Raw genomic sequence first — 12,208 nt, forward strand, 5'->3', positions numbered from 1 at the left:
TTAGGTATTAGCAGTCTGCAGTGACAACTTCTATGGTGCACTGCGGCTCAGCAAAGGAATCATAAATTATGTAACAACCTTGATTAGTTGGGGTTCCGCTGGTGGGTACGTCGTAGCCAAAAAGTGTATATTGATTGTCTACTCTAGTGGTAATTTGGTCGTTAAAAGATGTGGACATAAAATCGAGAAAGTCTAAACGATTTCCCAACTCACCTTGGCTTTCAGGACATAAACTTCTAAAATCAACTTCAACACTCCCAAAACTAAAATTGACGATAAATTCACTTTGCCCATTGCCTGGATTAGAACTTGTAGTTTGCAAGCCCTGAATAATGGCTTTGTACTGAACCATTTGAGTGGTACTTTTGGCTTGTTTGGCCAATTCTTCAAGCGAAGCGATTTTTGCATCGCTAGATAAATCTATAAACCGTGGCAAGGCCACAATAGACAATACGCCGAGCACCACAATGACTATGATAAGCTCAATTAGCGTAAACCCATTTTGATACCTTGTTGATACTGACACTTAGGACTCTTGACTGACTACAGTTTTATAGTGTGGTTATCGGCAATAGTGGCACTTCCCTTAATTTAATGGCTTGGTCTACGCCCTAAAAAATGTTTGTTTCCTATCCAAAAGGCCTGCACTAGCGAGGATGAAAAAGCCGGCTGTTGTTGACAATTACTTCCTTTCTAGCGTAGTTTTTAAATGCAAGCTAATTAAGAAATAGCGGAGAGGTAATAATGAAAGGTCAATCGCAAGCCCCTAAATTTACTCGCCGCAGCGGTGCGAGTGAATCTAATCCGAGTATATTTCGGCGCTGGTTATTGTCAAAAGCGATGACCTATTTATTCAGTAAAACGAAAACAGTAAAAAGACATCGTAAAGCGGAGTTAAAGCGACAAAAAACTGGTGAAGCGCATCGTATTGAGTATTTCCATCAAGTGGATGATGCCTATAGTCACCTTGTGGCGCAGATATTAACATCATTTGTTCAACGTTATGATGCAAAACTAGTTTGTCATTTAGTTGAAAGCGCAAAAGGAGACAACTCCCCCGAGCCTGAACTACTTTTAAAACTTTCACGCTACGATGCCTTTTATATAGCACCGGAATATGGTCTTTCATTCCCCGAGCACGAAAAACCGATTGCCCCCAATTTATTACAATTGGCATCTAAAATATTAGCTAAGCAAGATTCAAAAGGATTTATTGCTTGTGTAGCGAAGGTAGGTGAAGCAATGTGGGCAGGTGATAAAGCTGCACTTGATAAACTGTCTGTTGAATATGGTATGACAAGCGAAACAACACTAGAAAATAAGCTAAATGAAGGTAAATTGCGCAGAGAATCACTTAAGCATTACTCAGGAGCCATGCTTTACTACGGTAACGAATGGTATTGGGGTGTAGACCGTTTGTATCATCTAGAAAAGCGACTCGCCAAACTTGGGCTTGATACAGCCCCAAAACAACCCCTATTAGTCGATAGGCCATCATTGAATGCTGGTACACTTAAAGATTCTGGCAAACTAACGCTAGAGATATATGCATCCTTACGTAGCCCTTATACCGCTATTTGTTTTGACCGAACAGTTGAATTAGCATCGCAGACAGGCGTAAATTTGACTGTGAAACCTATTTTACCAATGGTGATGCGGGGTGTACCAGCAACCCTTGAGAAGGGTCTATACATTTTTATGGATACCGCCAGAGAAGCTGATGCTGCAAATGTGTCATATGGTAATTTTTATGATCCTATTGGAGAACCAGTACGCAATGCATATTCCCTTTATCCGTGGGTAAAAGCGCAGGGTAGAGAAGTTGATTATTTCTCTAGCTTCCTCAATTGCGTCTTTGCTCAAGGCATCAATACTAACAAAACTTCGGGTATAAAAACCGTAGTTGAACAAGCAGGGCTTGATTGGCAAGAAGCTAAGACAATACTTGGCAAACCGGGTTGGGAAAGCATGCTAGAAGAAAATAGGTTAACGATGTACAAATTGGGCATTTGGGGCGTTCCCAGCTTTCGATTGTTGAATGAAAACGGGGAGCAAGTATTTGCAACTTGGGGGCAAGATAGACTCTGGCTTGTAGCAAGAGAAATACAACGGCAATTAAGCGATTAATAGATGCGCTCATTTTGCACGTACAATTGGCGTAGCAAAATAATCGTCTTCAATACTGGCTTTGTTCCAATCCCAATGTAGTCTATTATGAGGCATCATCTATAGCCTTGGTAGAGCTCTTTAATGTTAAATCAATCTCAAATTTCGCACTTCAAGTCTTTTGGCTATGTCACCTTAGAAAAATTCTTTAGCCTTGAGCAAATGAATTCACTAAAAGACGCGGCAAACAAAATAGTGGACGATTTTGACCCAAACTCAACGCGTTCTGTGTTTTCGACAAAAACTGCCGACACCAATCGCGATGACTACTTTTTAAATTCAGGTGATAAAGTGCGTTGCTTTTTCGAAGAAGATGCGTTTGACGAAGAAGGAAATCTACAGCAAGAAAAACATCTGAGTATCAACAAAATAGGGCATGCCTTACACACAAAAAACGATGTGTTTTCTGCCTTTAGCCAAGCAGCAGAAATAGCAAAAATTGCACAAGCTGTAGGGGTTAATCAGCCAGAAATTCGGCAGTCGATGTACATTTTTAAACAAGCCAAAATTGGTGGTGAAATTCGCTGGCATCAAGATGCTAGTTACTTCTTTACCAAACCTATGTCGGTTGTTACGTTTTGGTTTGCAATTGAAGATGCTACCTTATTGAATGGTTGCTTGCAGGTACATAAAGATGGTGCAAACTTTCCTTTAAAAGAACAGTTTAAGCGTTATAGTGATGACACCACTGAGTTGGTTCAATTGCAAGACCTTGACTGGCCAGCGAATGAGCAAGCTAATGCCCTGGAGGTAAAAGCAGGTTCTCTGGTAGTGTTTAACGGAGTCTTGCCGCACTATAGCGAAGCGAATCGTTCAGGTAAATCTCGTCATGCGTTCACCTTGCATATTACCTCTGCACAAGCTGAGTACGCCAATGAAAATTGGTTACAAGCCGAACCCACACGAATATATAGCTAAGCGTTTTTAGCGAAGCTACTGATCGCCGCACTTTTAACATAGTTGATTGCTTTTTCTTGTAACTGTTCAAATGGCGCCTCAAGACGCAACATTTTGTTGGCTTGGATATTAATTGTAGTGTCACCCCGTCATCTTCGCGAAAGCGAAGATCTCCCAATAAATTGAGAAGAGGTTTTCGATAAATTAAATAAAAACTTGCAATATGTGTGTTGGTGATGTATAACACTACAATAAGTGTGTTGGTGAGGTATAACACTATGTTATTGCTGTAGCCAATTTAAGTTTCTATTCAACGAGGTGCGGCCAATGGCTCAACAATGGGATGGCGATGTTCCGATTTACTTGCAGCTTTATCAGCAAGTGATTCGTCGAATACTCGACGGTTATATAAAAGAGGGAGAAGCATTGCCTTCTGTCAGAAATGTAGCTGCAGAGTATCAATTAAACCCTATTACTATTTCTAAGGCATATCAAATGCTGCAAGAGGAAAACATTGTGGAAAAACAACGAGGCAAAGGTTTATTCATAAAAAGTGGTGTAAAGTCATTGATCTTGGAGAGAGAACGTAGCAGTTTTTTGGAAAAAGAGTGGCCTATTGTATTGGAGCAAATTGCGCGTTTAAAGCTATCGACAGAAGACCTACTCTCTGCTCAGCCTAAGCAAGGAGAGCAGTCATGAATCCCTTAATCAATATCACAGATCTTTCTAAGTCTTATGGTAATAAGCATGTGTTAGATAAGATCGAATTGTCAGTTTATCCGGGCCAAATTTTAGGTTTAGTTGGCCCTAACGGCGCCGGTAAGAGTACTTGTTTACACGCGCTTTTAGGTTTAACTAGTTATACCGGCGACATTCAAGTGAACGGGTACTCGCCGAATAAACAGCGCATTAAAATGCTCAACGATGTTGCTTATATCTCTGATGTTGCGGTATTGCCTAAGTGGCTTAAAGTCAAAGAGGCACTTGAATATATGCAAGGCGTTCATCCTAATTTTAATTTTGAAAAAGCAAAAGCGTTTCTAGCTAAAACCAATATTTCCCAGTCTGCTAAAGTTAAAACCCTGTCTAAGGGTATGGTGACGCAATTACACCTTGCATTAATACTAGCGGTAGACGCAAAAGTCTTAATTCTAGATGAACCAACTTTAGGCTTGGATATCCTTACCAGAAGACAGTTTTACAAGCATCTACTTGAAGACTTTTACACTGAAGAAAAGTGCATAGTAGTGACAACACATCAAATTGAAGAAATCGAAAACATTTTAACTGACGTTGCCTTTATACAAGAGGGACGAATTGCCGTTAATGCAAACTGTGAAGAACTCTTAAATCGCTATCAATTACTAGCGGTAGATAACGAATTTTTAGTTCAAGCGTCGGCACTAAAGCCTCTTTATATTAACAGTATGATGGGCTTGCATAGCATGCTAATTGATACCCAAATTTTACCTGAAAATTTCCCACCATTGTCTGAAATGGGCAAAGTGCAAACGCCTTCCTTGGCTGATATTTTTGTGGGCTTGATGAGTCCTAATGAAATACAAAACCAGAGTGTCGTATCAGAGCCTAAAACAGAAGGAGAAAGCATATGAATTACCTTCAAATCCTAAGCAGTTTCAAGCGCGAAATCTGGGAATACAAAAAAAGTTTAGTGTGGACTCCCCTTGTCCTTGCCATATTATTGTTTATATTGCTGGCATCACATTTGTTGGCACTAAACGAGTATCAAGCAGCTAAGGTTGGTGAATTTATTGCGTTGGCCAGCGAGTTAAATGACAACAGTGCAAGGTCTTTAGGCAGGAATTTTGCTTTTGTACTGGTTATCTTTATACCTTTTTTATTGATTGCAGTCATTTTGCAAATTAAGTATTTTTTAGCTTGTTTATTTGATGAGCGTCGTGATTTGTCTGTCTATTTTTGGCGTTCACTGCCGGTTTCAGATGCGCAAACCATAGCCGTAAAGTTTGTGACGGGTGCTTTTGTTATTCCTCTGGTTTTTATTGTTGCAGGGGCTTTATTTATTATTGCCGCACTGTTATTGGCCTCTCTTGTGTCAGTATTTGGCGGCTTAGGCCCCGATACCAGCATTTGGACGTTTTTTAGCTCCATAGGAATATTGGGGCCTATTTCGACGATATTAATTGGGGTGGTAGCAATCACGATATGGCTTTTTCCGGTAATTACATGGTTGATGTTGGCATCGATGATTGCTCAACGCGCACCTTTTTTATGGGCGGTATTGCCAGTATTAGCGATTCTTATTGCTGAATTTATTTTTGTTGAAATTTTTGGCAATGGTTCGTTTTTCTTCATTCAAATATTGGAAGAATATTTTAGACTTAATCCCGGTGATTCAGTGAATATAATGCTTAACAGTGACAATATGATTGTTCAAGCTCCACTCTTTGTTAATAGCATTATTTTTGCCAAAGCGGGTATTGTTCCAATTGGGATTGGGTGTTTGTTTCTGGCAGCAACATACTGGTTGCGAGTAAATCGTAGTCACGAGGCTTAACACTAACTACAGGCTACAAAATAGTCTTCAGAGCAACCTTACGCGAGAGTGTCGGGTTGCTCTTTTGCTTCAACAGACTTTTTCTCAGGCTTTATCATTAATCCGATTGAAGCCATGATAAGTGCCAAGCCCAAACCATGATAGCCAGTAAATGCTTCATCCAGCAAAAATACCGCCAATACCGAAGTAATAGCAGGCCCGCTAGTACCGACAATGCTTGTGCGCTCAGGTCCAATGCGGTGTATGCCCTCTGCTACTAGTAATGAAGGAATAACGGTACAGAATATAGCAACCGACGCAACTACTGCAAACTGTTCTATGTTTACAAATAGCGATTGAATAGGCTGTGTAGCAACAAAGTAAACTAGTATTACAACACTGGCCGCCAGCATTGCAATACTGGTAAACATTTGACTACCAACCTGGGTAATAATTGCTTTGCTAAACACCACATAAATCGCAAAAGCGACAGCACTAATGAAAACCAAAAATGTGCCTAACAAGACTTCATCTCCTAAAGTCTTCAAATCGTGACCAAAAATAATCAAAATACCAGCATATGACATCGCCAACAAAAGCCAGATGTTTTTAGGTAGTTTAGTTTTGAATATAAAGTAACTGAGCACTACAACAATAGTCGGAAAGCAAAACAATACAACCCGTTCTAATTGCGCGCTAATATACTGCAAGCCCAATAAATCTAAATAACTAGCAATAAAATAACCGAGCACACCAAGGCCGCTAATTTTCCATATCCATGCTTTATATGTGACCCTTTTATCTTGTTTTTTCACCCAAAAATAAATAGCCAAAGATAAATAAAAAGGCATAGCGATTATCATTCTTAGTGCTATAACTTGTTCACTATTGAGTCCCAGTTCGTAGGCATATTTAATCAATATAGGTTTAAGAGAAAACATGAAAGTGCCGGCCAACGCAAAACACAAGCCAATAATGAAAAAACGAGAAGACGGCGTTGAAGCGTGCAAAAAAGTTCCTGTTGAACATATGATAATGAATGGCTGGCTAGCAGCACAGAATGTGTCATTATATCATTAGTAAATTAATTAAGCCCAACTTGGGACAATTAGGTAAAGTTAAATATGAAGTTGTTCTCGTTAAAAAAAATAATTGTAGTAATACTAACGCTAGGCTTGATCGTGTTGCTTATTGCACAACTAAGTTTGCCAAGTAAACCAAGTGGTAAAGAGTATATTGCACTAGCAAAAAAATATGATGTAGAAGTTTTACGTGATCCCCTAGGTATTCCACATGTTTATGGAAAAACAGATGGCGATACCGCGTTTGGCTTAGCTTATGTGCAAAGTGAAGACGATTTTGAAACACTACAATCTATCATTATCGCAACTCGTGGAATGCGCAGCGCTGAGGTAGGCTTTGACGCGATTGAAAGTGATTTTGTTGTTCAGTTTATGGGGGTTTGGGATACTGTAAACGCCCACTACGATGCAAAAGTACCTGAAAAAATAAAGCTAATTGCCCAAGCGTATGCTGATGGGGTTAATTTGTATGCGGCAGAAAACCTTGACGCAGTGAGTCGCTATTTGCTGCCTGTAACGGCCAAGGATGTTATTGCCGGCTTTACGTTTAAAACTCCCATGTTCTATGGTTTTGACAAAATACTTAGCGATGTAGTCAATGGTAATTTACTTATTGCAGAAGCATCTGAGAATTCGGTACCAATTGGGAGCCAAGGTATTGCAATTGCACCGCATCGTTCGGCTGAGGGACAAACTCACTTGCTAATTAATAGTCATCAACCGCTTACTGGTCCTGTCGCGTGGTATGAAGCGCGTTTAAATAGTGAAGAAGGTTGGAATATGGCGGGCTCAACCTTTCCAGGAGCGCCAGTTATTATTCATGGCCATAATGAGAGTCTTGGTTGGGCCAATACTGTAAATAAGCCTGACTTAGTCGACGTGTATCAATTAAACATCAATCCAGACAATGATAATCAGTATTTATTGGACGGGAAATGGACAGACTTTTCGGTAAAAACAGCCAAGTTAACAGTGAAATTACTAGGACCCATAAGGTGGACCTTCAATAAAGATATTAAAATTAGCCAACATGGGCCCGTTATGGAAACCGAGCATGGTTTGTTTGCTATGCGTTGGGCCGGCATGAACGAGGTAAGAACCCTTGAATTTATGCTGGATGCCAATAAAGCGAAAAACATAAACGAATTTGAAGCCGCGATTAAATTAAAAGCCATGCCAAGCATCAATTTTGTCTACGCGGATAAAGACGGCAACATAGCCCATTATTACAACGCTCAATTTCCAAAACGCAGCGTTGAAGCAGATTGGCTAGATGTTTTGCCAGGTGACCGTTCAAATCTTATATGGAATGAATATCATGATTTTACCCTCATGCCTAAGACCCATAATCCTGTATCGGGGTTAGTATACAACGCAAATAATCCTCCGTGGCAGGCCACCGATGGTGCTGACGACGCCAAGGTATCTGATTATCCCGCTTCAATGGGGATAGAAAGCTTTGTTACTAATCGCGCTTTACAAATAGAAGCTCTCTTTGCTACACAAGAAAAGATATCTATGCAAGCACTTAAAGAGGCCAAGTATGATTTGTCTTATCATCCTCAATCAAATCAAATTCGGCATTTTAGCGCATGGCTTGCTGAGCAAAAAGACAGTGCTTATAGCACACTTGAGGCAGAAGCTTTAAGTGCCCTGCGCAAGTGGAACCTTTCTACTCATAAGGACAATGAGCAAGCAGCTCTTGCAGTTATGACCTTGGAGCCAGTGCAAACAGGCCGAGGCAAAAAAGTGAGTTTTGACGATACCACATTGGCCTTTAAAACAGCCGTGTCTAAATTAGTAAAATATCATGGCAGTTTTGAGGTGCCTTATGGCGAGGTTTTTCGTTTAAAGCGTGGCAATAAAAACCTAGCGATGAGTGGTGGCCCAGATATTTTAAGGGCAGTTTATGGTCAAGAGATGGACGAAAATGGACAGATTGAGAATATAGCCGGTGATGGTTTTATGATGTTTGTTTCGTGGGATAAAAATGGCCTGGTAAGCTCTGAGGCGATCCATCAATATGGCGCTGCGACCGACTTACAAGACTCCCCTCATTATAATGACCAAATGGAAATGTTTGTTGATCATAAAGAGCGAAGAGTATTGTTTGAGCGTGAAGAAGTCGAGAAACAGGCTAAGCGGCGATATCGACCTGGCCAATGATTATAAAAATGCACTGATCAAAATAAACCCAAGCAAGGTAAAGGGCACGGAAATCACTGTACTAATAGCAATAATTTGCGCGGCTAATTCGTGATTTCCGCCAATCTTTCTCACCATAACATAACTAGCTGCCGCGGTAGGGCTGATGGCCATTAAAAAAATCACCATCAAAGGCATTCCTTTAATACCAAACAGTATCGCTAACACAACAACAATCAATGGATAGAATATACATTTGATGCTGATACTCAGTATACCTGGAACTCCGTTTTGACGAATAGTAGAAAAGCGCAAAGCTGCCCCTGTACACAATAGCGCCAAAGGTAACGTGAGTTGTGCAAAATAACCGGCACTGTTGTCAATGATTGCCGGCAAAGGAATTGCAAAAACGGAGACAAGTAAACCGGCCACAATCGACAATATAATAGGGTTAGTCAAAATATCTTTAACTATCTTGGCATAACTGGTTTGTTTATTCTGATATATGTTAAGTGCTGCTACAGACAATACATTGTAAATGATGGTCAAACTGCCAAGATAAACTGAACCATAAGCTAAACCTTCACTGCCATAAGCATTTGTGCAGTAGGCTAAACCAATAATACCCATATTCGATCGAAAGGCGCCTTGGATCACTACTCCCCGATCATCTTTTTGCTTAATTAACCATGGTGCTAGTACCAACATGACAACAAATACCAATAAAGTACCGCTGACACCAATAGATATCACCTTTAGATCGGTTAATTGTGTGACAGAACTTTTGCTGATTGTGGTAAATAAAAGAGCGGGGAGTGCGAAGTTAAACACGAGACCAGACGCTTTTTGCACAAAGGCATCATCAAGTGTACCGTAGCGATATAAGCCGTAACCAAAGCCAATCATCAAAATAACCGGGCCAATTACGCCAACAGCAAAGGTAGCAAAATCTATATCTAGGGGCACGTTAGTAAAATCTGTCTTATTGGATTAAAGAGTAACTATATACGTTAAAAAGCGCACGATTGCACGCTTGTCATTGCCTTCATTTATTGCGAGCCTGCAAATACATCATCATGCAGGTCTAATATTTACCGGTACGCCATTGAGTACTGCATTGCCAGATAGCTCGTCGAGCACCATTTCATCGGTTAGGTCGTTGCAGCTAACTCCTGCAATACTTTGTGCGTGCTCAAGCTGAATGCCCTTTTTGTCGTGCCCCCAACCATGAGGCACACACACTACACCAGGCATGACTTTGTCGGTGACTTCTGCCGCTATGTTTATTTCACCTACTCGAGAGGCGATAGTGATATCTTGACCGTTTTCAATGTCGTGATTTTGCGCATCCAATGGGTGAATTTGCGCGGTGCAACGAGCGCTGTCCTTAACCATGCGTTTACTATTATGCAGCCAAGAATTATTTGATTTTAAGTGTCTACGACCTATCAAAAGAAGTGACTCATCGCTTGCTTGCGCACCAAAAAAGAAGGCCTCTACACGCTTAATATCAGGCATAAAATAGTCAATACTCAATTCGATAGTTTTACTTTGGGTAAACAGAGCGTCGGGCAGATTTGGCTGAAGTTCACCCAAGTCAATACCGTGTGGATTATCAATCAAAGTTTGCAGGCTCAAATTATGTTCACCATTTGCATAGCGCCCAGACTTTAGTAAGTCGTCAACAACACCGCTGGGCTTTTTGTCCCATAATGGCTGATATTTTTGTTTAATTGCTGCTTCAGTTTCGTCCATTTGCCCACTTGCAGATGAACTATCTTTTGCACGTTGTATTTCTAGTTTTTCAGCCAAGCTCAAATATATTTGCCAATCGCTGCGTTTGTCATCGCTCATAGGGAATACAGCCGGTGAAAACTTCGCTGAGTTCCGCACGGCAAACTTATGAAAAACAATGTCGTAATGATCGCGTTCGAGTGCAGTGACAGGGGGCAAAATAACATCAGCATGGCGACTACTTTCGCCAATATAAAAGTCAACTGCTACTAAAAACTCAAGCTGCTCAAAGGCTTTGTCCAATTGAGGACCGTTGGGAGTCGTGAGCACTGGATTGCCCGCACCTAATATCATGCCCTTAATTTGCCCATCTCCCGGCGTGAGAATTTCTTCTGCTAGAGCCGATACGGGGTATTCACCACCAAATGAAGGCAAACCACGCACTCTTGTTTTGCCTTTGGCAATGCTGCCACGGCCAGAGTGAGGTAAGTAATCAGCCGCGGGTTGGGTAAACATCATACCGCCTTTTTTGTCTAGATTACCCGTTAACATATTAAACAACATAATGAGGTACTGAGTTAAGGTACCAAAACGTTGCACGCTAGCACCCATTCGACCGTAGCACGATGCTGATTCAGCTTGCGCAAATTCTTTTACCATTCGATGAATATCGTCAGCTGCAATACCAACTAATTTTGCAACTCTTTCAGGAGGGTAAGCGTCGACGTACTTTTCTACATCAAGCAGCCCGTCGGCTAATGGTAATATGTTGTCGGCTTTGCACAAGTTTTGGCTAAACAAACTATTAAGCATCGCTAACATTAGCAAGGCATCGGTGCCTGGCACTATAAAATGATGCTCACTGCTAACATCGGCAGTTTCGGTTTTTTTAGGATCGATAACAACTACTTTACCGCCCTTCTGCTGAATTGCTTTTAATCGTTTTTTAACATACGGCACGGTCATTATGCTGCCGTTAGAGGCAAGAGGGTTGCCGCCAATAATCATAAAATAGTCGGTATTATCTATGTCGGTAATGGGTATTTGGTTTTGATGGCCAAATAACTTAAGGCTAACGATATGATGGGGTAATTGATCAACCGAGGTTGCTGAAAATCGATTAAACGACTGCAAAGTGCGAAAGAAATAAGGCCCAAATAAAATCGCACCATAATTGTGTGCATTGGGATTGCCTAAATAGGTCCCGAAGGCGTTTAAGCCATGTTTTTTCTGAATTTTATGAATATTTTCAGCCACTAAATCTAATGCTTCATCCCATTCGATTTGTTGCCATTTGTCGCCTACTTTTTTAAGCGGATGGCGCACACGATCCTTGTCATCATATAAGTCCTTAAGGGCCTTTGCTTTTGGACAAACATGACCTTGACTGAAAGGGTTATTTTTATCGCCGGCAATAGCAGTGATAAGATTTTCATTGTCGAGCACCTCAGTGGTGACTTCTATGCCGCACATGGCTTCGCAAAGTGTGCAGGTAGAATAATGTTTTGCGCTGGTCTGTTGAGTGCTTGTTGTCATTAATTTCAACCCTTTTGCATTTTGTTGTGAAAAAAGCACACTTGTTAGAGTGAGCTAGCATTAGAATAGTACCAAGGCTTGGGCGAGTAAAATCATCAAACTAAATAATCACTAATACACCTCAGTGTGTCAC

Annotated in this window: 11 protein-coding genes; 7 read left to right on the forward strand and 4 right to left on the reverse strand. The window is 40.9% G+C overall.

What is annotated here, in order from left to right; genetic code table 11:
- Positions 1–7 precede the first annotated feature (7 nt).
- Complete coding sequence (locus tag RM552_RS08720) at positions 8–526, reverse strand: type II secretion system protein (protein ID WP_311368440.1); 519 nt, start codon at positions 524–526, stop codon at positions 8–10.
- 218 nt (positions 527–744) lie between these two features.
- Here RM552_RS08720 and RM552_RS08725 point away from each other — a divergent pair, with 218 nt between their 5' ends.
- From RM552_RS08725 to RM552_RS08745, 5 genes are all read left to right on the forward strand, one after another.
- Positions 745–2,127, forward strand: coding sequence for a DsbA family protein (locus RM552_RS08725; RefSeq protein WP_311368441.1), 1,383 nt, complete (start codon positions 745–747; stop codon positions 2,125–2,127).
- Between the two features lie 123 nt (positions 2,128–2,250).
- Positions 2,251–3,084, forward strand: a complete 834-nt coding sequence (locus RM552_RS08730) for a phytanoyl-CoA dioxygenase family protein (protein WP_311368442.1) — start codon at positions 2,251–2,253, stop codon at positions 3,082–3,084.
- 306 nt (positions 3,085–3,390) lie between these two features.
- Complete coding sequence (locus tag RM552_RS08735) at positions 3,391–3,762, forward strand: GntR family transcriptional regulator (protein ID WP_311368443.1); 372 nt, start codon at positions 3,391–3,393, stop codon at positions 3,760–3,762.
- Complete coding sequence (locus RM552_RS08740; RefSeq protein WP_311368444.1) at positions 3,759–4,676, forward strand: ABC transporter ATP-binding protein; 918 nt, start codon at positions 3,759–3,761, stop codon at positions 4,674–4,676. Before RM552_RS08735 ends, RM552_RS08740 begins: the two co-directional genes overlap by 4 nt.
- A complete protein-coding gene (locus RM552_RS08745) occupies positions 4,673–5,599 on the forward strand; it encodes a hypothetical protein (RefSeq protein WP_311368445.1) in 927 nt (308 codons plus the stop codon). The genes RM552_RS08740 and RM552_RS08745 overlap by 4 nt, the downstream gene beginning before the upstream one ends.
- Before the next feature lie 38 nt (positions 5,600–5,637).
- On the opposite strand, the gene RM552_RS08750 is transcribed toward RM552_RS08745, so the two are convergent.
- A complete protein-coding gene (locus tag RM552_RS08750) occupies positions 5,638–6,519 on the reverse strand; it encodes a DMT family transporter (RefSeq protein ID WP_311368446.1) in 882 nt (293 codons plus the stop codon).
- On the opposite strand from RM552_RS08750, the gene RM552_RS08755 reads away from it, so the two are divergent.
- Positions 6,518–6,658 (forward strand): hypothetical protein, encoded by a 141-nt coding sequence (locus RM552_RS08755; protein WP_311368447.1) that lies wholly within the window; start codon positions 6,518–6,520, stop codon positions 6,656–6,658. The two genes, RM552_RS08750 and RM552_RS08755, sit on opposite strands and share 2 nt — an antisense overlap.
- A gap of 44 nt (positions 6,659–6,702) precedes the next feature.
- Positions 6,703–8,826 (forward strand): penicillin acylase family protein, encoded by a 2,124-nt coding sequence (locus RM552_RS08760; RefSeq protein WP_311368448.1) that lies wholly within the window; start codon positions 6,703–6,705, stop codon positions 8,824–8,826.
- On the opposite strand, the gene RM552_RS08765 is transcribed toward RM552_RS08760, so the two are convergent.
- Both RM552_RS08765 and RM552_RS08770 read right to left on the reverse strand, forming a co-directional pair.
- Positions 8,827–9,771 (reverse strand): AEC family transporter, encoded by a 945-nt coding sequence (locus RM552_RS08765; protein WP_311368449.1) that lies wholly within the window; start codon positions 9,769–9,771, stop codon positions 8,827–8,829.
- 108 nt (positions 9,772–9,879) lie between these two features.
- Entirely contained in the window at positions 9,880–12,075 is a 2,196-nt protein-coding gene (locus tag RM552_RS08770) for a molybdopterin oxidoreductase family protein (protein WP_311368450.1), read from the reverse strand.
- Between the last annotated feature and the right edge of the window lie 133 nt (positions 12,076–12,208).

It is taken from the genome of Glaciecola petra, from assembly GCF_031846345.1.
Lineage (GTDB): Bacteria > Pseudomonadota > Gammaproteobacteria > Enterobacterales > Alteromonadaceae > Glaciecola > Glaciecola petra.

Coding starts and splice junctions, on each gene's coding strand:
- RM552_RS08725 (WP_311368441.1), top strand. CDS start 745: ATGAAAGGTCAATCGCAAGCCCCTAAATTTACTCGCCGCAGCGGTGCG.
- RM552_RS08770 (WP_311368450.1), bottom strand. CDS start 12,075: ATGACAACAAGCACTCAACAGACCAGCGCAAAACATTATTCTACCTGC.
- RM552_RS08750 (WP_311368446.1), bottom strand. CDS start 6,519: ATGTTTTCTCTTAAACCTATATTGATTAAATATGCCTACGAACTGGGA.
- RM552_RS08740 (WP_311368444.1), top strand. CDS start 3,759: ATGAATCCCTTAATCAATATCACAGATCTTTCTAAGTCTTATGGTAAT.
- RM552_RS08745 (WP_311368445.1), top strand. CDS start 4,673: ATGAATTACCTTCAAATCCTAAGCAGTTTCAAGCGCGAAATCTGGGAA.
- RM552_RS08730 (WP_311368442.1), top strand. CDS start 2,251: ATGTTAAATCAATCTCAAATTTCGCACTTCAAGTCTTTTGGCTATGTC.
- RM552_RS08760 (WP_311368448.1), top strand. CDS start 6,703: ATGAAGTTGTTCTCGTTAAAAAAAATAATTGTAGTAATACTAACGCTA.
- RM552_RS08735 (WP_311368443.1), top strand. CDS start 3,391: ATGGCTCAACAATGGGATGGCGATGTTCCGATTTACTTGCAGCTTTAT.
- RM552_RS08755 (WP_311368447.1), top strand. CDS start 6,518: ATGAAAGTGCCGGCCAACGCAAAACACAAGCCAATAATGAAAAAACGA.